This is a genomic window from Phenylobacterium sp., assembly GCF_041916435.1.
Lineage (GTDB): Bacteria > Pseudomonadota > Alphaproteobacteria > Caulobacterales > Caulobacteraceae > Phenylobacterium.
This window is the reverse complement of record NZ_JAYRZM010000001.1, coordinates 510045-530009: the sequence shown is the minus strand read 5'-3', so window position 1 is coordinate 530009 and position 19965 is coordinate 510045. Positions and strand designations below refer to the sequence as shown.

The window sequence follows — 19965 nt, the reverse complement described above, 5'->3', positions numbered from 1 at the left end:
AACAAGTGCTTCAGACGTGCGGGCGCGCCCTTGGACCTGCGGGCGCCCCGTCGGCGCGGCGGTTGTCTCACGCCGCGACGCATGGTTTAGAACAGGTCGTTCGTCGGAGCGCGTCGAAATTTCGCCCCGCCACTCCTATTTTTCGACCCAATGCGCCTGATCGACCGCTATCTGATGCGCCAGTTGCTGGCCCCGACCCTGTTGGCGACCCTGGCGCTGACGGCTGTGGCGCTGCTCAGCCAGAGCCTTTCGGCGCTCGACATCATCGTCAGCCAACGTCAGAGCGCCCTGGTTTTCCTGAAGATCACGCTGCTGGCGATGCCGCAGTTGATCAACATGATCCTGCCCATCGCCCTGTTCGTGGCCGCGCTGACGGCGCTGAACCGGCTGCACACCGAACAGGAGATCGTGGTCTGCTTCGCCGGCGGCATGAGCCGCTGGCGCGTGATCTCCCCGGCGATGCGCCTGGCGGCGATGATCACGCTGGTGGCGCTGGCCATCAACCTGTGGGTCCAGCCGGCGGCTTCGCGGCTGATGCGCGAGATCCTGTTCGAGGTGCGCACCGATCTGGCCTCGACCCTGATCCGGCCCGGCGAGTTCACCTCACCCACGCCGGGATTGACCGTCTATGCGCAGTCGGTTGATCAGAAAGGCATTTTCCACAACCTTTTCATTCATCAGGAAAAGAGCGACGGCGGCGCGACCACCTACACCGCGGCCGAGGGCGAACTGACCGAGCGGGCCGGCCGCGAGGTGCTGCTCATGCGCCGCGGCTCCAACCAGGAGTTCAGCGCCACGGGCGTACTGAACTACCTGACCTTCGACGAGTTGCCGTTCGACCTGACCGAGATCACGCGCACCAGCCAGCTCGTCCACTACAAGACCTCCGACCGCTACCTGCACGAGCTGTTCTTCCCGGACATGCAGCAGGACTGGGAACGGCGTAACCGCCTGGAGCTGCTGGCAGAGGGCAACGCCCGGCTGGCGACCCCGCTCTACAACATCGCCTTCATGGCGCTGGCGGCGGCGGGCATCATCGGCGGCGGCTTCAGCCGGATGGGCTATGGCCGGCGGATCGCCGCGGTCAGCGCGGCGGCCGCGATCTCCCGCATCCTGGGCTTCATCGTCCAGGCGGCCTGCGAGGAGAGCGTCTGGCTGAACCTGATGCAGTACGCGATTCCGATCGCCACCACCGCCTTCGCCCTGCGCAGCATCTTCCGCCAGCGCGTGTCGCGCTTCATCGACATCCGCAAGCGGCCCCGGCGGATCGTGCGCGAGGCGGCCGCATGACCGGGCTCGGCCGCATCGAACGCTATGTGATGAACCGCACGCTCTCCGGCGTGGCGGCGGCGCTGGCGGTCATCTCGGCGGTGATCCTGCTCGTCCAGTTCGTGGACCTGTCGCGCTCGGTGGGCGTGCGGGCGGACGTGACGGTCGGCCAGTTGTTCGGCCTGACCCTGCTGCAGGCGCCCTCGGTGATCCTGATCCTGCTGCCGTTCGTCTTCCTGTTCGGCGGGATCGCCGCCTTCGTCGGCCTGAACCGCAGGAGCGAGCTGGTCGCCATGCGCGCGGCGGGCGTCTCGGCCTGGCGCTTCGTGCTGCCCTCGGCCGGCGCGGCCTTCGTGGTCGGCGCCCTGACGGTGGCCCTGCTCAACCCGGCGGCGGCGGCGCTGAGCGCCCGCTTCGAGCTCGCCCGCGCGCGGCTGATGGAGAACTACCTCAACGACGCGCCCAAGGAGGTGTGGCTGCGCCAGGGCGACGAGCGCACCCAGATGGTGATCCACGCCAAGGCCCGCACCGTCGAGAACGGGGTGGTCAAGCTCAAGGGCGTGTCGCTGTTCGTCTACCAGAAGAACAAGAAGGGCGAGATCGAGTTCAAGCGCCGCCTGGAGGCCGCCGAGGCCAGCCTGCAGCCCGGCTTCTGGAAGCTGACCGACGTGCGCGAGGCCACCGCCGGCGAAAGCTCGGTGCGCTCCGACAGCCTGTCGATCCGCTCCTCCCTCGATTCGGAAGCCGCGCTCGAGCGCTTCTCCTCGCCCGAGGCCATCGCCTTCTGGCGCCTGCCCGCGGCGATCCGGCTGACCGAGCAGGCCGGCTTCAGCGCCGCCGGCTATCGCCTGCGCTTCCAGCAGCTCCTGGCCACGCCGGTCCTGTTCGCCGCCATGTCGGTGCTGGCGGCGGCCTTTTCGCTGCGGCTGGCCCGGCTGGGCGGCCTGGCGGGCTTGGCGGGCGCGGGCGTGGCCCTCGGATTCGTGTTCTTCTTCTTCAACGCTTTCGCCGGCGCGCTGGCCGACGCGGGCATCCTGCCGCTGTTCGCGGCCGCCTGGGCGCCGCCGGCGGTGGCCCTCCTGTCCGGGCTGGCGCTGCTCTGCTACACCGAAGACGGTTGAATCCCGCGCAAGTCCGGCTATCCATCCGGGCGACGCCGGGAAAGGAATCCAGGTTTGATGCGTTCAGGTCGGCGGTCGCCGCCAAGCTCGGCCAAGTATGGCTTGCTCGCAGGCGTCGCCCTGGCGGTGCTCGCCGTCGCGGGCGCGCATGCGCAGGAGAAGGCCCCGGCGAGCGCTCCGTCGGCTGACGGGCTGCAGCCGGACGAGCTGTACATGGAGGCCGACCTGGTCGTGCGCGACGATGCGCACAAGACCATCACGGCCCGCGGCGACGTGGAGGTGCGCTACAACGGCCGCACCCTGCGCGCCCAGGAGTTGGTCTACGACGAGGGCCGCGGCGTGATCACCGCGCGCGGCGACGTGCAGACGATCTCGGCCGACGGCACCGTGGAATACGCCGACGAGGTCACCCTCGACGACGAGATGAAGGCCGGGGTCGCCACCGGCTTCTCCACGCGCATGCAGGACAACGCCAAGCTGGCCGCGGCCTCGGCCATCCGGCGCAGCGACACGGTCAACGAGCTGAACCAGGCGATCTACACGCCCTGCGAACTGTGCGTGAACGACAAGCCCAAGAAGCCCAGTTGGTCGATCAAGGCCGACAAGGTGGTCGAGGATCGCGACCGCCAGATCGTCTACTACCGCAACGCGGTGATCCAGGTGCTGGGCGTGCCGGTGCTGTACCTGCCGGTCTTCTGGCACCCAGACCCCGAAGCGACGCGCAAGTCCGGCCTGCTGCCGCCGACCATCTCGGCCTCCAACCGCCGGGGCTTCTCCTACCAGCAGCCCTACCTAATCGTCCTGTCGCCCTACTCGGACCTGACGCTCAGCCCGCAGATCAACTCCAAGGTCAATCCGTTCCTCAACGGCCACTACCGCAAGCGCTTCTACTCCGGCCAGATCGACGCCCGCTTCGGCTACACCTACGACCGGGACTTCGATTCCAGCGGCGATCCCTTCGGCGATCGGACCTCGCGCAGCTATCTGCTCGCCAGCGGCGCCTTCCGCATCGACGACAAGTGGCGGTGGGGCTTCACCGCCGAGCGCGCCTCCGACGACTACATCTTCGACAAGTACGAGGTGGGCAACGTCTATCACGCGCGCGGCCCCTATCTGACCGACGACCGGCGTCTGATCAGCCAGATCTATTCCGTGCGCCAGGACGAGCGGTCCTACCTGTCGATCGCCGCCTTCAGCATCCAGGGCCTGAGGCCCACCGACGTCGATCGCACCTTCCCGCTGGTGGCGCCGCTGATCGAGGCCCGGTGGGAGCCGCAGCGCAACGTGCTCGGCGGACGCTTGCGGGTGAACGCCTCGGCCGTCGCCCTGACGCGCGACCAGTCCTCGGAAGACCTGACCCAGCGCCTTCCCGGGCTGGACAGCCGCAGGGCCACCGGCGGGCTCGACTGGCGGAGCAGCTACACTTCTCAGATCGGCGTGCGCGTCGATCCGTTCGTCAACGTCCGCGCCGACGCCTACAGCCTCTCCGACCTGCCGACGGGCGGCTCGAAGACCACCTCCCGGGCGCTCGCCGTGGCCGGCGCCGACATCACCTACCCGCTCTACCGCCGCTTCGGCGATTCCACCGTGGTGCTGGAGCCGGTGATGCAGGTGGCCGTGTCGCCCAGCGCCAAGCAGATCACCTACGTCGACTACAGCGGCGCCACCGTCTACCTGGACGAGGACAGCCGGTCCTTCGAGTTCGATGAGACCACGCTGTTCCGCGCCGACAAGTTCCCCGGCTTCGATCTCTACGAGGACGGCGCGCGGCTGAACGTCGGCGCCCGCGCCTCGGTGCTGTGGGACGACGGCCGCCGGGCCGAGTTCCTCGTCGGCCGCAGCTTCCGCGACGCCGTCAACAGCGTCTTCCCGGCCCGCACCGGCCTGCAGCCGCGCGCGTCCGACTGGATCGTGGCCGCCGAGGCCCAGCCGATGAAGGGACTTTCGGTGTTCTCGCGCGTGCGCCTGGACAGCGACAGCCTGGACGTGGAGCGCGCCGAGGCCGGGGCCAACTTCGCACTCAAGCGCGCCTCCGGCTACTTCCGCTACCTGCGCGACGATTCCAACGTCAACGGGGTCAAGACCGAGAACCTGGACCTCGGCACGGAAGTGCCGATCGGCCAGCACTGGGGCGTCACCGCCTCGGGCAGTCTCGACCTGGAGCAGTCGGCTTGGATCGTCCGCAACCTGGGCGTTTTCTACCACGACGACTGTCTGCGCGTGGACATCATTTACCGCCGCGAGGACACCGTGGTCGGCCGTCTGGGTCCCAGCGACTCCATCGCCTTCCGCCTCACCCTCGCCACATTGGGCGAAGCAATAAATGCGAACTAAAGTCAGCGGCGCCGTCCGCCGCCTGCAAGGAATGACTCCGACTATGACGAGCGTGCGCAAAGTCTGGGGCGCCAGCGCCTGCGGGCTGGCCTTGGCGGCTGTCTTCGCCGCCAGTCCGATCTCAGCCTCTGCGCAGGACGACGCGGCGGCCGACGTCACGCCGCTGGCGGGCATGAGCGAATCCGTCGCGGCCACGGTCAACGACGGGATCATCTCGACCTACGACCTGGCCCAGCGCATGCGCCTGCTGATCGTCACCTCGGGCGTGCAGCCGACCCAGCAGAACCTGCCGCAGATCCAGCGCGAGGCCCTGATCTCGCTGGTCGACGAGCGCCTGCAGATCCAGGAGCTGCGCCGCGTCGAGAAGGAGCAGAAGTTCGAAATCGTCGCCACCGACAAGGACGTCGACGAAGAGATCGAGCAGATGGCGCGCGGCAACAACATGTCGCCCGACCAGTTCATCGGCGCGCTCAAGGCCCAGGGCGTCTACCAGTCGCTGCGCGACCAGATCCGCGCCCAGACCAGTTGGCAGCGCTGGATCCGCGGCCGCTACGGCTCGCGCCTGCGCATCGGCGACGACCAGATCACCGCCGCCCTGCAGCACGCCGAGGCCGCGGCCAGCAAGCCGCAGTACGAGGTGAGCGAGGTGTTCATCGAGGCCGCCCGCGTCGGCGGCATGGACACGGCCGTCCAGGGCGCCGCCCAGCTCATCTCCCAGATGCAGCAGGGCGCGCCGTTCGCCGCCGTGGCCCGGCAGTTCTCGGCCTCGCCGACGGCCGCCAGCGGCGGCGACGCCGGCTGGGTGACGGCCGGCGAGTTCCCGCCCGAGGTCGACAACGCGCTCGAGCAGATGCGGCCGGGCCAGCTCTCCCAGCCGATCCCGGTCACCGACGGGGTCTACATCATCTATCTGCGCGACAAGCGCTCGGGCTCGACCGCCCAGCTCGTGCACCTGAAGCAGGTGGCCATCGCCGTGCCGCAGGACGCGCCCGACAGCGTCGTCGCCGCCGCGCGCCAGAAGCTCGAAGCCCTGCGTCCGAACCTGAAGGGCTGCGACGGCCTGGAGGCCACCGCCAACAAGGTCCAGGGCGTCGTCTCCGGCGACCTGGGCGAGGCCGAGGTGAAGGACCTGGCGCCGGCCTTCCGCCAGGCGGCCGAGACGCTGCAGCCCGGCCAGCTTTCCGAGCCGATCCGCACGACGGCCGGCCTGCACCTGATCGCGGTGTGCGGCAAGCGGGCCGCCGGCGGTGAACAGCTCACGCGAGACGAGATCGAGAATCGCCTGTATGGTCAGCAGCTAAGCATGCTCTCTCGACGTTACATGAGAGACCTGCGCAACTCCGCGACCATAGAGACCAGGTGAATAACAGCCCCCTCGCCCTAACTCTTGGAGATCCGGCGGGGGTCGGCCCTGAAATCATCATGAAGGCCTGGGCGGCGCTGCGCGCCGGCGGGCCGCCCTTCGTCGTGGTCGGCGACTTCGACGCCCTGGCGTCCGCCTCGCTGGGCGGCGCCTCGGTGGTGCGCAGGGTCACCTCCCCGGCCGACGCCATGGACGTCTTCGCCCACGCCGCGCCGGTGCTCGACCAGCCGCTGCGCTCGCCCGTGGTGGCCGGCCGGCCCTCGCCCGCCGCGGCCGGCGCGATCATCGGCTGGATCGAGACCGCGGTGGGCCTGGCCCTGTCCGGCGCCGTGCGCGGCGTCGTCACCGCGCCGATCGCCAAGGCGCCGCTCTACGCGGCCGGCTTCAAGTTTCCCGGGCATACCGAGTTCCTGGGCGAGCTGACCGGTGGCGCGGCCTTCGACGGCGCGCGCGGCCCGGTGATGATGCTGGCCGCCGGCGGCCTGCGCGCGAGCCTGGTCACCGTCCACGACCCGCTGGCCAAGGTGTCCGAGGCCCTGTCGGTCGACCGCATCGTCAGGACCGGCCTGATCACCGCCCAGTCGCTGCGGCGCGACTTCGGCGTGGCCGAGCCGCGCCTGGCCGTGGCCGGCCTCAACCCGCACGCGGGCGAGGACGGCTCGATCGGTCGCGAGGAGGTGGAGATCGTGCGGCCCGCCGTGCAGGCGCTGCGCGACCTGGGCGTCGACGCCTCCGGCCCCTGGCCGGCCGACACCCTGTTTCCGCCGGAGATGCGCGAGCGCTACGACGCGGCGATCTGCCTCTACCACGACCAGGCGCTGATCCCGATCAAGATGCTCGACTTCTGGGGCGGGGTGAACGTGACCCTGGGCCTGCCGATCGTGCGCACCTCTCCCGATCACGGCACCGCCTTCGACATCGCCGGGCGCGGCATCGCGCGGGCCGAGAGCCTGATCGCCGCCGTGCGCATGGCCGACGAGATCGCCGCCCGGCGCGAGGGATGAACCTCTCGGACCTGCCGCCGCTGCGCGAGAGCCTGGAGGCCCACGGCCTCTTGGCCAAGAAGAGCCTGGGCCAGCATTTCCTGCTCGACCTGAACATCACCCGCAAGATCGCGCGCCTGTCCGGCGTGGGGCCGGACGACCTGGTGATCGAGGTCGGCCCCGGCCCGGGGGGGCTGACGCGCGCCCTGCTCGAGGCCGGCGTGCAGGTGATCGCCGTGGAGAAGGACCCGCGCTTCCTGCCCCTGCTCCAGGAGTTGAGCGAGGCGGCGGGCGGGCGCCTGCGCGTCGAACTGGCCGACGCGATGGAGGTGGACGAAGCCGACTTGACCGGCGGCCGGCCGGCGGCCGTGGTCTCCAACCTGCCCTACAACGTCGGCACGCCGCTGCTGGTCAAATGGCTGACCGGGCCGTTCACCCCCACGTCCATGACCCTGATGTTCCAGAAGGAGGTGGCCCAGCGCATCGTCGCCCCGCCCGGCGCCTCGGCCTATGGCCGCCTGGCGGTGCTGGCCCAGGCCGCGGCCCGCTGCGAGCTGGTGATGGACGCCCCGGCGCGCGCCTTCACGCCGCCGCCGAAGGTGGATTCGGCGGTCGTGCGCCTCGTCCCCCGCGACGACCGGCCGCCGGCCGAGCTGATGGACGCCCTGCAGACGCTGACCCAGGCGGCCTTCGGCCAGAGGCGCAAGATGCTGCGTTCCAGCCTGAAGGCGCTGGGCGGAGAGGCGCTGTGCGCCGGCGCGGGCATCGACGCCGCGCGCCGCGCCGAGACCTTGAGCGTCGCCGAGTTCCTGACCTTGGCCCAGGCTCGCCTCGCCCTTCGGTGACGTGACCCTCAGGTGATCCGCTTGGGCGCGGCCGGATCGCTGCCGGGAAAGCTCTCCTCGACCGCCTCGTCGATCAGCGCCTCCTGCCGGCTTTCGGCCTCCTGCTCCCAATCGGCGAGCTGATCGGGCTTTTCGTCGCGCCCCAGCTTCTTCACGTGCCGGGCCTGCGGGACCTTCGGGTCCGCCTCGTCGTGCGCATGTGTCGTCATCGGCCAGTCTCCCGTCCGCGGCCGAGCCGCCTGAAGGAACAACGGCCGGCCCCCGGCGGAGGTTGCGTCGCCCGCGAGCCGCGGCGACAGTGCGCCATGCTTACGCTCTATCATTGCGCCGACGCCCGTTCGTTCCGCCCCCTCTGGGCGCTGGAGGAGCTGGAGCTGCCCTATGAGCTGAAGATGCTGCCGTTCCCGCCGCGCGTGCTGGCGCGGGACTATCTGCAGGAAAACCCCCTCGGCACCATTCCGCTGCTGGTCGACGGCCAGACGCGCATGACCGAGTCGGCGGCGATGATCGACTATCTGGCCCGTCGCCATGGCGGCGGCCGGCTGGCCGTGGAGCCGGACGAGCCGGGCTTCGGCGCCTACCTCAACGGCCTGGCCTACGGCGAGGCGACGCTGACCTTCCCCCAGACCCTGGTGCTGCGCTACAGCCGCCTGGAGCCGCCGGAGCGGCGCCTGCCCCAGGTGGCCGACGCCTACGGACGCTGGTTCCTGGCCCGCCTGAGGGGGCTGGAGGCCGCCCTGGCCGGCGCCGACCACTACGCCGCCGGCCGCTTCACCGGCGCGGACATCTCCATCGGCTACGCCCTGTTGCTCGCCCGCACCCTCGGCCTGGACGCGGAGTTCTCGCCGGCCGTGCAGGCCTATTGGGAGCGCCTGAGCGCCCGTCCCGGCTTCCAGCGCGCCAGGAAGGCCCAGGCGGCGGCCGGCGAGGCCCAGGGCGTCAAGGCCACGCCGCTCTAGGCGCGAAAGGCGGGCTCAGCCCTTCGACGGCTGATGGTGGCGCGCGGCGGCCTGGGCCAGGCCCTCGACGATCTGCCGGCGCACCTCGCTAGGCGCGTCCGAACGGTGCAGCAGCCGCATCGAGGCGATGTGCACCCCGGTCACGCGCAGGTCGTGCGGCTCGCCCTCGCTCACCAGGTCCAGGTAGTCGCAAAGCGAGCGGGCGGCCTCGTCCAGGCCCTCGGCCGGAAACGCCCCGCAAAGGCCGACGATGTCGGCGCTGTGCTTGTACATCGCGTCCAGGTCCGGCTGGGCGGACTTGGCGCTGGTCTCCAGGGCGTCGAGCGCCTGGTCCACGGCGTCGAGGCAGCCGGCCTCGAGCTCGCCCAGAGCCACGTCCGCGCGCCGAAGGGCCTCGGAGGCGGAGATGTCGCCGGCCTCCTTCATCATCTTCGTCAGCGCCGTTTTGGGCAGGAACTTGCGCACCACGCTCATGAGGTGACTTTCTGCGGCTTGATGAGGTTGTCGAGCTCGTCCTGGCTCATGTTCGGCTCTGCGGCCTGACCGATCTCGACGGGCATGTCGTCGCGCCGGCGCCCGTCTGGGAACTCCGGCGGCGGCCCCTCGTGCTTGTAGCGGCGGTCGGGGCCGAAATAGGTCTCGCTTTCGATGAACACGCGGTCGCCGCGCGCCACCCACTGGATGCGCCGCAGCAGCACGGCCGGCGTAATCGGCTTGGCGACGATGAAGTTGGCGCCGCAGTCGCGGGCCTTCATCACATTGGCGCGGCGGGTGTGTGCGGTGACGATGAGCGCGGGCACCACGCGCGTGGCCTCGGGCCCCTCGCGCCGGATCCAGCGCACGAGGTCGTATCCATCGACCCCGGGCATCTGGGCGTCGGTCAGCACCAGGTCGAAGACTTGCCGAAGCACGTATTCCTGCGCCTCCGCGCCGTCGGACGCGCGCACGATGTTGCGCACGCCGAAGCTCATCAGCACGCTGACCATGATCTCGAGCGACTGGACGTTGTCGTCGACGACCAAAACAGTCGCCTTCTCAAGGGCATGATAGGAGCCGGCCAAACGGTGTCCCCCGAGGCGTCCTCCCCCTGAAGACGCCGCGCCAACAGTCGTTGAAAAGGCTTAAGAGATATTGACGCCGCCGCGGCCCGCGGCCCTAGAGCTTCTCGTCCAGCAGCTCCTGCACGAAGGGCGTCAGCCAGGCGTTGCGCGCCCGCCTCAGCCGCTCGGCGTGATAGATGTGGGCCAGGTCCGAATAGGCCTGGTCGTAGTCCTCGTTGACGATGACGTAGTCGTAGGTCCCCCACTGGGCGATCTCGTCGTAGGCCCGGCCCAGGCGGCGCTGGATCACGTCCTCGGCGTCCTGCGCGCGCGCGTGCAGCCGCCGCGACAGCTCGGCCATGGACGGCGGCAGGATGAACACCCGCACCACGTCGCTGGGCGCGCGCTGGGTGATCTGTCCGGCCCCCTGCCAGTCGATGTCGAACAGCACGTCACGGCCGGCGTCGAGCGCGGCCATCACCGGCGCGCGGGGGCTGCCGTAGCGGTGCTCGTGCACGTTGGCCCATTCCAGGAAAGCGTCCTGGGCGATCATCTCGTCGAACGCCGCGCGGTCCACGAAGTGGTACTCGCGCCCGTCCAGCTCCCCGGGGCGCGGCGCGCGGGTGGTGGCCGAAATCGACAGGTCCAGCTCCGGGTGATCGGCCACGAGACGGCGCGACAGCGAGGTCTTGCCCGCGCCCGACGGGCTGGAGATCAGCAGCATCAGGCCGCGGCGGCGGCGTTCGGAAAGGTGGGCGCTCATCGGGCGCGGCTCCCCCGCGCGGACCGGACGGCCTGCGCCGACTTACTCGACATTCTGCACCTGCTCGCGGAACTGTTCGATCACGGCTTTGAGGTCCAGCCCCACCTGGGTCAAGTCGCCCAGCGCCGACTTGGAGCACAGGGTGTTGGCCTCGCGCATGAACTCCTGGGTCAGGAAGTCGAGCTTGCGCCCCACCGCCCCGTCCGACGCCAGCAGCTTGCGCGCCGCCGCCTCGTGGCTCGCCAGCCGATCGAGCTCCTCGCGCACGTCGGCCTTCACCGCCATCACCGCCGCTTCCTGGACGATGCGCTCCTCGCTGGCGGCCTCGCCCACGAGTTCGGCCAGGCGGCGGGTGAAACGCTCCTTGATCGCCGCCGGCTGCAGGCCGGCGGTCGCATTGGCCTTGAGGCCGAGCTCGGCGATAGAGTCCAGCAGGCCGTTCAGCACGCCCAGCAGGCTTTCCCCCTCATGCCGGCGCATCTCCGCCAAGCCAGCCATCGCCTGGTTGATCGAGGCGATCATCGCCGCCTCCACCCGGGCCAGGGCTTCCGGATCGTCCACCCCGGCGTCGGCCTCCAGCACCCCGCGCAGGGCCAGCAGACCGTCCAGGCTGGGCGGACCGGCGCGGCCCGCGGCCAGATAGGGTTCGCCCGCCGCCAGATAGCGATCGAGCACTTCGAGGTTGATCCGCACCGCCGCCGCGTTCTCGGCGCGCTTGGCCTGGACGCCGACCGTGAACTGGCCCCGCTGGAAGCGCGCCTGCGCCGCCTCGCGGGCCGCGCGCTCCAGTCCGTCGAACCCCGGCGGGCCGCGAAACCTCACCTCCAGGTTCCGGCCGTTCACCGAGCGGGCCTCCACCGACCAGCTCCAGTCGCCCTCGGCGCCTTCGGCGCGCCCGAACCCCGTCATTCCCGAGAGCGGCATGTTCCGTCCTTCCCGCAATTGTCCTGGACGCCGCAAGCCGGCGCCGAACCGCCGCTAGCTGTCGGCGGTCTTGCCCTGGCCGGCCTTGGCCGGCTGGGCCGCCTTGGCCTTCTCCACCGCCCGCCAGTGCTCGACGTTCTTCAAATGCTGTTCGTAGGTCGAGGAGAAGGCGTGCCCGCCCGAGCCGTCGGCGACGAAGAACAGCTCGTCCGTCTTGGGCGGATTCATCACCGCGGCCAGGGCCTCGCGGCCAGGATTGGCGATCGGCGTCGGCGGCAGGCCGTCGACCACATAGGTGTTGTAGGGCGTCTGCGAGGTGATCTCCGACAGCTTCAGCCCGCGTCCCAGGGGCTTTCCGCCGGTGAGGCCGTAGATGATGGTCGGGTCGCTCTCCAGCCGCATGCCCTGGCGCAGACGGTTAATGAACACCGCCGCGATCCTGGGCCGCTCCGCCGGAATGGCGGTCTCCTTCTCGACGATCGAGGCCAGGGTCACCGCCTCCTCGGGCGAAGAGAACGGCAGGTCCTGGTCGCGCTGGGCCCACAGGCGCGCCACCAGGGCGTCGCGCTCGTCCATCATCCGCTTGAGCACGGCCGCGCGGTCCTCGCCGCGCTCCACCTGGTAGGTCTCGGGCAGCACCGCCCCCTCGGGCGGCGTCGGCGCGACGCCGGTCAGGATCGGCGAGCGGGCCAGGATGTCGGCCACCGCCTGCGAAGTCATGCCCTCGGGGATGGTGATCATGTGGCGCACGACGTCGCCCGCGCGCACCGCCGCCAGGATCTTGGACATCGAGGCGCCGGAGGCGACGGCGTATTCGCCGGCCTTCAGGCTGCGCGAGCCGCCGGTGATCTGGGCCGCCGCCACGAACAGCGACGAGGACCGGATCACGCCCTCGCGCCGCAGGGTGGCGGCGATCTCGGGCAGGCTCGCGCCGTGGCGCAACACGACGGTGGTCGCCTCGCCCTCGGCCGCCTTGGGCCCGGGCCCCTCGTAGGTCCAGAGCGCCCAGCCGAGCGCCAGCACCACCACCAGGGCCAGGGTCACGCCGGCGCTGCCCGCCATGATCGCGAGCCGCCGCAAGGGCGCCAGTCCGCCCTTCATCGAGGATCGGGATCGCGGCCGGCGGCTCACGAGACCTTCTTGAAGACCACCGACGCGTTGGTGCCGCCGAAGCCGAAGCTGTTGGACATGGCCACGTCGATGGCCATGGGCTTGGCCTTGTGGGGCACCAGGTCGAGGGCGGTCTCGACGTCGGGATTGTCGAGGTTGATGGTCGGCGGCGCGATCTGGTCGCGGATCGCCAGGATCGAGAAGATCGCCTCGATCGCCCCCGCCGCGCCCAGCAGGTGCCCGGTCATCGACTTGGTGGACGACATGGCGGTCTTGGACGCCGCCTCGCCCAGGAGCCGCTCCACGGCGCCCAGCTCGATGCCGTCGGCCATGGTCGAGGTGCCGTGGGCGTTGATGTAGTTCACCTGGTCGGCAGACATGCCGGCGTCCTTCAGCGCCGCCTTCATGGCGCGGAAGCCGCCGTCGCCGTCCTCGACGGGCGCGGTGATGTGGTAGGCGTCGCCCGACAGGCCGTAGCCGGCCACCTCGGCGTAGATCTTCGCGCCGCGAGCCTTGGCGTGCTCGTACTCCTCGAGCACCAGGATGCCGGCGCCCTCGCCCATGACGAAGCCGTCGCGGTCCTTGTCGTAGGGGCGGCTGGCCTTCTGCGGCGTGTCGTTGAAGGCGGTGGCCATGGCGCGGCAGGCGATGAAGCCGGCGATGCCCACCGGGCATATCGCCGCCTCGGCCCCGCCCGCGATCATCACGTCGGCGTCGCCGTACTTGATCAGCCGGGCCGCGTCGCCGATGGCGTGCGCGCCGGTGGCGCAGGCCGTGACCACCGCGTGATTCGGGCCCTTGAAGCCGTACTTGATGGACACCTGGCCCGAGGCCAGGTTGATCAGGGCCGACGGGATGAAGAACGGGCTCACCTTGCGCGGGCCGCGCTCGTGCAGCTCCACCGAGGTCTTCTCGATGGTCGCCAGACCGCCGATGCCCGAGCCGATGATCACGCCGGTGCGCTCGCGGCTTTCCTCGTCCTCCGGCGTCCAGCCGGCGTCCCTCACCGCCTCGTCGGCGGCGGCGACGGCGTAGAGGATGAAATCGTCGACCCGCCGCTGGTCCTTCGGCGACATCGCCGAATCCGGGTCGAAACTGCCAGCCACGTCCGGCCCTCCGCCGCCCCTGCCGTCCACGCGCGGGACTTCGCAGGCGACCTGACAGGCGTAGTCGCTGGCGTCGAAGGTGGTGATCCGTCCGGCGCCGGACGTTCCGGCGAGGATGGCTTTCCAGGAATGCTCGACGCCCTGCCCCTGAGGGGTCAGGAGGCCGAGGCCGGTGACGACGACACGACGCATCAGAATCTCACTCCTCGCCGGTGCATACGAAAACCGCCGCGGCTTACCGGCGCAAGGCCCTTAAGCGACGCGGCGGTCCGCAGTTCGGCGGGGCCTGATTAGGCTCAGGCGCCCAGGCGTTCGGCGATGAACTTCACCGCGTCGCCGACGGTCTGGATGTGTTCGGCGGCGTCGTCCGGGATCTCGATGTCGAATTCTTCTTCGAACGCCATGACGAGTTCGACGTTGTCCAGGCTGTCAGCGCCCAGGTCGTCGATGAAGCTGGCCTTCTCGGTGACCTTCTCGGGATCGGCGTCGAGGTGCTCGATGACGATCTTCCGCACGCGCTCGAGGATGTCGGACATTCGGTTTAGTCCCTCAATTATTCACTTGCTGCATCCGCGACGGCGGACGTGTTGTCAACCGTTGCGAGACTTGGGTTCTAGGGCCTTTCGGGCCCTGGATTCTAACGTCGGAAAGCGCCCTAGCATGTTCCTTTGGGCGAGGCCAGCGGCCGCAATCTGTGTCAGATCATCGCCATGCCGCCGTTCACGTGCAGGGTCTGGCCCGTCACGTAGGCGGCTTCGTCGCTGGCGAGATAGACGCAGGCCGTGGCCACCTCGGCTCCCGTGCCCAGCCGCTGGGCGGGGATCGTCGACAGGATCTGGGCCTTCTGCTGGTCGTTCAGCGCATCGGTCATCGGGCTCTCGATGAACCCGGGGGCGACGCAGTTGACGGTGATGCCGCGGCTGGCGACTTCCTGCGCCAGCGACTTGGAAAAGCCGATCATGCCGGCCTTGGACGCGGCGTAGTTGGTCTGGCCCGGATTGCCCATCACGCCCACGACCGAGGTGATGCCGATGATTCGGCCGTGGCGGCGCTTCATCATCCCCTTGATCGCCCCGCGGGCCAGACGGAAGTAGCTCTCCAGGTTGACCTTGAGCACCGCCTCCCAGTCCTCATCCTTCGTGCGCAGGAGCAGGCCGTCCTTGGTGATCCCGGCGTTGGCCACCAGGATGTCCACGGTCCCGCCGCTGGCGGCCTCGGCGGCGGCCACCAGGCCGTCCACCGCCGCCGGCTCGGAAAGGTTGGCGGCCACGGCGTAGGCCCGGTCGCCGAGTTCGGCGGCCAGGGCCTCCAGCACGGTCTCGCGGGTGCCCGAGAGCACCACCGTCGCGCCCTGGGCGTGCAGGGCCTTGGCGATCTCGGCGCCGATGCCGCCGGTGGCGCCGGTGACGAGGGCGGTCTTGCCGGTAAGGTCGAACATCGCGCTTACATCTCCTCGTCTGTTCACAGGCTCTTGGCGAAGGCTTCCAGGTCGGCCGGGGCGTTCAACGGAATCGCCTCGGCGTCCGGGGCGATGCGCTTGGCCATGCCGGACAGCACCTTGCCCGCGCCCGCCTCGGCGAAGCGGGTCACCCCGCCCTCCCCGGCCAGCCACAACATGCTCTCGCGCCAGCGCACGCGGCCGGTGACCTGCTCCACCAGCAGCCGGCGGATCTCCTCGGGGTCGAGGGTCGGGCGGGCGGTGACATTGGCCACCACCGGCGCGCGGGGGGCGATGATCGCAGCCTCGGCCAGGGCGGCGGCCATCTCGTCGGCGGCCGGCTGCATCAGCGGGCAGTGGAAGGGCGCGGAGACGTTCAGCGGGATCGCCCGCGCGCCCAGCTCCTTGGCCTTCTCGATGGCGCGGTCCACGGCGGCCTTGGCGCCGGAGATCACCACGTTGCCCTGGTTGTTGTCGTTGGCGACCACGCACACGCCCAGCTCGGCGCCGGCCGCGGCGGCGGCCTCGGCCAGGGCGACGTCGGTCTTGGGCCCGATCAGCGAGGCCATCGCCCCCTCGCCCACCGGCACGGCCCGCTGCATGGCCTGGCCGCGCAGCTTCAGAAGGCGGGCGGTGTCGGCCAGGCTGATCGCCCCGGCGGCGGCGAGCGCGGAATATTCGCCCAGGCTGTGGCCGGCGACGAAGGCGGCCTTGTCGACGCCGACGCCAAATTCCTTCTCCAGCGTGCGCATCACCGCCAGGCTCACGGCCATCAAGGCCGGCTGGGCGTTCTCGGTGAGGGTGAGATCGCCCTCCGGCCCCTCCGCCATCAGCTTCGAAAGGCTCTGGCCCAGGGCGTCGTCGACCTCCTGGAGCACCTCGCGGGCGGGGGCGAAGGCGGCGGCCAGGTCGACGCCCATGCCCACGGCTTGGCTGCCCTGGCCGGGAAAGATGAAGGCGAGGCTCATCGCGAGGCTCCCAGTTTCTGTCGCGGCGCTTGCGCGCTCTATCGATTCCGAGCCGGGAGGGTTAGGGGATAAGCAAAGCCCCGGCAAGGCGGCGTGAACGGGAGTGAAGCGATGCGCGCAGTGATCCGACGCAACAAGCAGCTCGTCTGCGACCAGATCGACGAGCTCGAGCCGGGCGAGGGCCAGGTGCTCGTGAAGACCCTGGCCTGCGGCATCTGCGGCTCGGACCTGCACGCCCTGCACCACATGGAACACATGGTCGAGGTGAGCCGCCGGGGCGGCGGCGGAACCATGAATTTCGACCCCACGGCCGACACGGTCTTCGGCCACGAGTTCTGCGCCGAGATCCTCGACCACGGCCCCGGAACCACCGGCGCGCTGAAGGCCGGGGCGCGCGTGGTCAGCGTGCCGGCGACGATGACCGCCGGTGGCGTCGAGCTCCTGGGCTACTCCAACCGCCTGCCGGGCGGGTTCGCCGAGCGGATGGTCCTGACCGAGGCGATGCTGCTGCCGGTGCCCAACGGCCTTCCCACCGACGCGGCGGCGCTGACCGAGCCCTTCGCCGTGGGCGCGCACGCGGTCGCCAAGGCGCATCTGGACCCCAATTCCGTGGCCGTGGTGATCGGCTGCGGGCCGGTCGGCCTGGCGGTGATCGCCAGCCTGAAGGCGCGCGGCTACGGCCCGGTGATCGCCGCCGACTACTCCCCCCGCCGCCGCGCCGCGGCCGAGGCGCTGGGCGCCGACGTGGTGCTGGACCCGGCCAAGGAGTCGCCGCACGGGCGCTGGGAGCAGCTCGGCGTGCCGATGGCCAGCGCGGCCCAGAAGATGATGCGCATGATGGGCGCCCAGTTCGGCCGGCCGGTCGTCTTCGAATGCGTCGGCGCGCCGGGCATCCTGCAGAACCTGATCGAGTCCTCCCCCGCGGGGACCCAGATCGTGGTGGCTGGCGTGTGCATGGAGACCGACCGCATCGAGCCGGCCGTGGCCATCACCAAGGAGGTCGAGCTGACCTTCGTCTTCGGCTATTCGCCTGAAGAATTCGCCGCCACCCTGGACGACATCGCCGAGGGCCGGATCAACGTCTCGGGCCTGGTGACCGGCAAGGTCGGCCTGGGCGAGGTGGCCGACGCCTTCGTCGCCCTGGGCGATCCCGAGGCGCACGTCAAAATCCTGGTGGAGCCCGTCCGCTAGAAGGGCTGGCGGGCCGCCGCGCGCGGCCCGCATGTCGGCCCGGAAATTTTCCGGCCAAGCAAAGGCCCTAGCGTCTGCCGTCTAGACGCAGGGGCTGCTCGGCCCGCCCCATGCGCAGCGTACCGAAGACAAGAATTCGGGCCAGGGAGGCGTAAGGGTGAAGAAGACGACGCAGGGCGCCCTGCCGGCGCTTTCGTTCAAGACCAAGCTGGCTTTCGGCGTGGGCAGCGGCGCGGAGTCGATCGCGCTGTTCACCGTCAGCATGTTCGCCATGATCTACTACAATCAGGTTCTGGGCATGCCGGCGCACTGGGCCGGCGTCGCGATCTCCGCCAGCCTGTTCCTCGACGGCGTCTCCGACCCGCTGATCGGCTCGCTGTCCGACCGCACGCGCTCGCGCCTGGGCCGCCGGCACATCTACATGTTCTTCGCGCCGATCCCGATCGCCCTGTCCCTCGTCGCGGTGTTCAACCCGCCCGACGGCTTGTCGATGGGCCAGCTCTTCGCCTGGTTCGCGGTCTCGGTGGTGGCGCTGCGCCAGTCGATGACCTTCTTCCACACTCCGCATCTGGCCCTCGGGGGCGAGCTGTCGAGCGACTACACCGAGCGCTCCAAGGTGATGGCCTACAACAGCTTCTTCCAATGGGCGGGCGCGGCGGCCACGAGCTGGGTGGCGTTGAGCTATTTCTTCAGGGCCACGCCCGAGTATCCCCGGGGCCTCCTGAACCCGGCCCCCTACCTGCCCTATTCGCTGGTGATGGCGGGGCTGGCGCTGCTGATCCTGTTCAGCTCGGCCTGGTTCACCCGCGACCGCATCCCCCACCTGCCCAAGCCGCCCGAGAACCTGCCCCGGTACAGCCCCTTCGAGTTCTTCAAGGACCTCGGCAAGGCGTTCTCCAACCGCAACTACTGCTGGCTGCTGGCGGCCTACTTCTTCCTCAGCATGATGGTCGGCCTGCGCTCGGGCCTGCACCTGTACACCAACACCTTCTACTGGGAGCTCACCAGCGAGCAGTTGCGCTGGTACGTGATCGGCAGCTTCGCCGGCTACTTCAGCGCCTTCCTGGCCGCCGCGCGCCTGCACGGCCACTACGACAAGCGCGCGGTGATGATCATCTCGGCGATCATCTACGCCGTCGCGCCGGCCATTCCCGTCGTGCTTGGCGGGCTCGGACTGTTGTCCGCCGCCACGCCCGGCCTGCTGGTCATTCTGGTGTCGTTCTCGGTCCTCAGCTACGGCGCGGCCAGCATCCTGTCGATCAGCGTGATGTCCGCTCTGGCCGACATCGCCGACGAGAACGAGCTGAAGTTCGGCATTCGCCAGGAGGGCGTGCTCTATTCGACCCGCTCGCTCTTCGCCAAGGTCGACCAGGCGGTCGGCGCGGCGCTGGCGGGCTTCGTGCTGACCCTCATCGCCTTCCCGGTGAAAGCCCAGGTCGGCGAGGTCCCGAGCGAGACCGTCTGGAACCTGGCCCTGTGGGACGGCGTGCTGGCCGGCGTGCCGGGGTTCATCGCCGTCTTCTTCTATTCGCGGTACGGCATCACGCGTCACACCTACGCGGCCACCAAGGCGGCCCTGGACGAGCGCCGGGCGACCCTGACGGGCCCGCCGACCAGCGCTGTCGACCTTGCCTCGGACGTGCCGGCGCCGCAGATCGAAGGGGTCGCGCCCTCCCCGCGCTGAGACGCAGCCGGCGGAATCCGGTTAGATCGCGGCCCGTCGAGAGGATCCGACCATGCGCATGCGCACCTCCTACGTCGCCTACGAAGCCGCCCCCGGCTTGACCGTCGCCGGCGCCCTGTCCACGCCGACGGAGGGGCCGCCCGCGCCGGCGGTCCTGATCTGCCACGGCTCGGACGGGGTGGACGGCCGCGGCGCCTTCCACGCCGCGGCGCTGCACGAGGCCGGGATCGCCACCCTGGAGATCGACATGTGGGCGGCTCGCGGGACCAATCGCGGCGCGGCCGGGCGTCCGCGCTCGCCGCTGGAGACCCTCGCCGACGCCTTCGGCGCCCTGAAGTTCCTGCGCGCCCAGCCGGAGATCGACCCGGCGCGCATCGGGATCATGGGTTTTTCCTGGGGCGGCGTCGTCACCCTGCTCTCCGCGGTCAAGGCCAACGCCGAACCCTATCTGGACGGCCAGCCCGGCTTTTCCGCCCACGCGGCCTTCTATCCGGTGTGCTGGGCCTACGACGCGGTTCCGGGCCTTGGCCTGACCGGCCTCACCGGCGCGCCGATCCTGATCCAGACCGGCGAGGCCGACGCCTATGACCCGCCCGGCGCGGCCCAGGCCCTGTTCGAGCGGCTGCAGGTCCGCGGCGAGGCGCCCGTGCGCGGCGTCGCCTATCCGGAGGCGACCCACGGCTTCGACCGCGACCTGCCCGCACAGACCATCAACGACCCCTTCGCCCACGCCGGCAAGGGCGGTCCGGTGCTGATGGCGTTTCATCCGCAGGCGGCGCAGGCTGCACGAAAAGAGGCGGTGACGTTCTTCCTGGAGGCGCTCGCCTAAACCGCAAACGCAATTGCGAGTGAAAATTAAAGTCGTCA

The 19965-nt window shown here is 70.1% G+C and carries 20 protein-coding genes; 10 read left to right on the top strand and 10 right to left on the bottom strand.

Annotated features, from left to right (window positions below):
- Nucleotides 1-150 precede the first annotated feature (150 nt).
- The 6 genes from lptF to rsmA all read left to right on the top strand — a co-directional run bounded on the left by lptF (nucleotide 151) and on the right by rsmA (nucleotide 7915).
- Complete coding sequence (lptF, locus tag ACE3TA_RS02605) at nucleotides 151-1290, top strand: LPS export ABC transporter permease LptF (RefSeq protein ID WP_374570153.1); 1140 nt, start codon at nucleotides 151-153, stop codon at nucleotides 1288-1290.
- On the top strand, nucleotides 1287-2390 hold the full coding sequence (lptG, locus tag ACE3TA_RS02600; RefSeq protein WP_374570151.1) for an LPS export ABC transporter permease LptG: 1104 nt from the start codon (nucleotides 1287-1289) through the stop codon (nucleotides 2388-2390). Before lptF ends, lptG begins: the two co-directional genes overlap by 4 nt.
- A gap of 102 nt (nucleotides 2391-2492) precedes the next feature.
- Nucleotides 2493-4724 (top strand): LPS-assembly protein LptD, encoded by a 2232-nt coding sequence (locus tag ACE3TA_RS02595; RefSeq protein WP_374570149.1) that lies wholly within the window; start codon nucleotides 2493-2495, stop codon nucleotides 4722-4724.
- Nucleotides 4725-4767: 43 nt separating this feature from the next.
- Complete coding sequence (locus ACE3TA_RS02590) at nucleotides 4768-6087, top strand: peptidylprolyl isomerase (RefSeq protein ID WP_374570147.1); 1320 nt, start codon at nucleotides 4768-4770, stop codon at nucleotides 6085-6087.
- Nucleotides 6084-7091 (top strand): 4-hydroxythreonine-4-phosphate dehydrogenase PdxA, encoded by a 1008-nt coding sequence (pdxA, locus tag ACE3TA_RS02585; RefSeq protein WP_374570145.1) that lies wholly within the window; start codon nucleotides 6084-6086, stop codon nucleotides 7089-7091. The genes ACE3TA_RS02590 and pdxA overlap by 4 nt, the downstream gene beginning before the upstream one ends.
- Nucleotides 7088-7915, top strand: a complete 828-nt coding sequence (gene rsmA, locus ACE3TA_RS02580; protein WP_374570144.1) for a 16S rRNA (adenine(1518)-N(6)/adenine(1519)-N(6))-dimethyltransferase RsmA — start codon at nucleotides 7088-7090, stop codon at nucleotides 7913-7915. The genes pdxA and rsmA overlap by 4 nt, the downstream gene beginning before the upstream one ends.
- Nucleotides 7916-7923: 8 nt before the next feature.
- On the opposite strand, the gene ACE3TA_RS02575 is transcribed toward rsmA, so the two are convergent.
- On the bottom strand, nucleotides 7924-8124 hold the full coding sequence (locus ACE3TA_RS02575; protein ID WP_374570142.1) for a hypothetical protein: 201 nt from the start codon (nucleotides 8122-8124) through the stop codon (nucleotides 7924-7926).
- Nucleotides 8125-8220: 96 nt separating this feature from the next.
- Here ACE3TA_RS02575 and ACE3TA_RS02570 point away from each other — a divergent pair, with 96 nt between their 5' ends.
- Nucleotides 8221-8874 (top strand): glutathione S-transferase family protein, encoded by a 654-nt coding sequence (locus ACE3TA_RS02570; protein ID WP_374570140.1) that lies wholly within the window; start codon nucleotides 8221-8223, stop codon nucleotides 8872-8874.
- A gap of 15 nt (nucleotides 8875-8889) precedes the next feature.
- Here ACE3TA_RS02570 and ACE3TA_RS02565 read toward each other — a convergent pair whose 3' ends face one another.
- From ACE3TA_RS02565 to fabD, 9 genes are all read right to left on the bottom strand, one after another.
- Nucleotides 8890-9348 carry a hypothetical protein gene (locus ACE3TA_RS02565; protein ID WP_374570138.1) on the bottom strand — a complete coding sequence of 153 codons (459 nt, stop codon included), beginning with the start codon at nucleotides 9346-9348 and terminating at the stop codon, nucleotides 8890-8892.
- Nucleotides 9345-9896: a response regulator gene (locus tag ACE3TA_RS02560; RefSeq protein ID WP_374570136.1), complete on the bottom strand. Its 552-nt coding sequence runs from the start codon at nucleotides 9894-9896 to the stop codon at nucleotides 9345-9347. The genes ACE3TA_RS02565 and ACE3TA_RS02560 overlap by 4 nt, the downstream gene beginning before the upstream one ends.
- 133 nt (nucleotides 9897-10029) lie before the next feature.
- Nucleotides 10030-10677 (bottom strand): guanylate kinase, encoded by a 648-nt coding sequence (gene gmk, locus ACE3TA_RS02555; protein WP_374570135.1) that lies wholly within the window; start codon nucleotides 10675-10677, stop codon nucleotides 10030-10032.
- Nucleotides 10678-10719: 42 nt separating this feature from the next.
- Complete coding sequence (locus tag ACE3TA_RS02550) at nucleotides 10720-11601, bottom strand: YicC/YloC family endoribonuclease (RefSeq protein ID WP_374570134.1); 882 nt, start codon at nucleotides 11599-11601, stop codon at nucleotides 10720-10722.
- Between the two features lie 54 nt (nucleotides 11602-11655).
- Nucleotides 11656-12663, bottom strand: a complete 1008-nt coding sequence (mltG, locus tag ACE3TA_RS02545) for an endolytic transglycosylase MltG (protein WP_374570132.1) — start codon at nucleotides 12661-12663, stop codon at nucleotides 11656-11658.
- 65 nt (nucleotides 12664-12728) lie between these two features.
- Complete coding sequence (fabF, locus tag ACE3TA_RS02540) at nucleotides 12729-14009, bottom strand: beta-ketoacyl-ACP synthase II (protein ID WP_374570131.1); 1281 nt, start codon at nucleotides 14007-14009, stop codon at nucleotides 12729-12731.
- Nucleotides 14010-14113: 104 nt separating this feature from the next.
- Nucleotides 14114-14353 carry an acyl carrier protein gene (locus tag ACE3TA_RS02535; RefSeq protein ID WP_374570130.1) on the bottom strand — a complete coding sequence of 80 codons (240 nt, stop codon included), beginning with the start codon at nucleotides 14351-14353 and terminating at the stop codon, nucleotides 14114-14116.
- 161 nt (nucleotides 14354-14514) lie between these two features.
- Complete coding sequence (gene fabG / locus ACE3TA_RS02530; RefSeq protein ID WP_374570129.1) at nucleotides 14515-15255, bottom strand: 3-oxoacyl-[acyl-carrier-protein] reductase; 741 nt, start codon at nucleotides 15253-15255, stop codon at nucleotides 14515-14517.
- A 23-nt stretch (nucleotides 15256-15278) separates the two neighbouring features.
- On the bottom strand, nucleotides 15279-16223 hold the full coding sequence (gene fabD / locus ACE3TA_RS02525; RefSeq protein WP_374570128.1) for an ACP S-malonyltransferase: 945 nt from the start codon (nucleotides 16221-16223) through the stop codon (nucleotides 15279-15281).
- A 111-nt stretch (nucleotides 16224-16334) separates the two neighbouring features.
- Here fabD and ACE3TA_RS02520 point away from each other — a divergent pair, with 111 nt between their 5' ends.
- The 3 genes from ACE3TA_RS02520 (at nucleotide 16335) to ACE3TA_RS02510 (ending at nucleotide 19927) form a co-directional block, all read left to right on the top strand.
- Complete coding sequence (locus tag ACE3TA_RS02520) at nucleotides 16335-17414, top strand: zinc-binding dehydrogenase (RefSeq protein WP_374570127.1); 1080 nt, start codon at nucleotides 16335-16337, stop codon at nucleotides 17412-17414.
- Between the two features lie 157 nt (nucleotides 17415-17571).
- Nucleotides 17572-19098 carry an MFS transporter gene (locus ACE3TA_RS02515; protein ID WP_374570126.1) on the top strand — a complete coding sequence of 509 codons (1527 nt, stop codon included), beginning with the start codon at nucleotides 17572-17574 and terminating at the stop codon, nucleotides 19096-19098.
- A 52-nt stretch (nucleotides 19099-19150) separates the two neighbouring features.
- Nucleotides 19151-19927: a dienelactone hydrolase family protein gene (locus tag ACE3TA_RS02510; RefSeq protein ID WP_374570125.1), complete on the top strand. Its 777-nt coding sequence runs from the start codon at nucleotides 19151-19153 to the stop codon at nucleotides 19925-19927.
- Nucleotides 19928-19965 lie beyond the last annotated feature (38 nt).

Coding starts and splice junctions, on each gene's coding strand:
- lptF (WP_374570153.1), top strand. CDS start 151: ATGCGCCTGATCGACCGCTATCTGATGCGCCAGTTGCTGGCCCCGACC.
- lptG (WP_374570151.1), top strand. CDS start 1,287: ATGACCGGGCTCGGCCGCATCGAACGCTATGTGATGAACCGCACGCTC.
- ACE3TA_RS02590 (WP_374570147.1), top strand. CDS start 4,768: ATGACGAGCGTGCGCAAAGTCTGGGGCGCCAGCGCCTGCGGGCTGGCC.
- rsmA (WP_374570144.1), top strand. CDS start 7,088: ATGAACCTCTCGGACCTGCCGCCGCTGCGCGAGAGCCTGGAGGCCCAC.
- ACE3TA_RS02575 (WP_374570142.1), bottom strand. CDS start 8,124: ATGACGACACATGCGCACGACGAGGCGGACCCGAAGGTCCCGCAGGCC.
- ACE3TA_RS02570 (WP_374570140.1), top strand. CDS start 8,221: ATGCTTACGCTCTATCATTGCGCCGACGCCCGTTCGTTCCGCCCCCTC.
- ACE3TA_RS02565 (WP_374570138.1), bottom strand. CDS start 9,348: ATGAGCGTGGTGCGCAAGTTCCTGCCCAAAACGGCGCTGACGAAGATG.
- gmk (WP_374570135.1), bottom strand. CDS start 10,677: ATGAGCGCCCACCTTTCCGAACGCCGCCGCCGCGGCCTGATGCTGCTG.
- ACE3TA_RS02550 (WP_374570134.1), bottom strand. CDS start 11,601: ATGCCGCTCTCGGGAATGACGGGGTTCGGGCGCGCCGAAGGCGCCGAG.
- mltG (WP_374570132.1), bottom strand. CDS start 12,663: ATGGCGGGCAGCGCCGGCGTGACCCTGGCCCTGGTGGTGGTGCTGGCG.
- fabF (WP_374570131.1), bottom strand. CDS start 14,009: ATGCGTCGTGTCGTCGTCACCGGCCTCGGCCTCCTGACCCCTCAGGGG.
- ACE3TA_RS02535 (WP_374570130.1), bottom strand. CDS start 14,353: ATGTCCGACATCCTCGAGCGCGTGCGGAAGATCGTCATCGAGCACCTC.
- fabG (WP_374570129.1), bottom strand. CDS start 15,255: ATGTTCGACCTTACCGGCAAGACCGCCCTCGTCACCGGCGCCACCGGC.
- fabD (WP_374570128.1), bottom strand. CDS start 16,223: ATGAGCCTCGCCTTCATCTTTCCCGGCCAGGGCAGCCAAGCCGTGGGC.
- ACE3TA_RS02520 (WP_374570127.1), top strand. CDS start 16,335: ATGCGCGCAGTGATCCGACGCAACAAGCAGCTCGTCTGCGACCAGATC.
- ACE3TA_RS02510 (WP_374570125.1), top strand. CDS start 19,151: ATGCGCATGCGCACCTCCTACGTCGCCTACGAAGCCGCCCCCGGCTTG.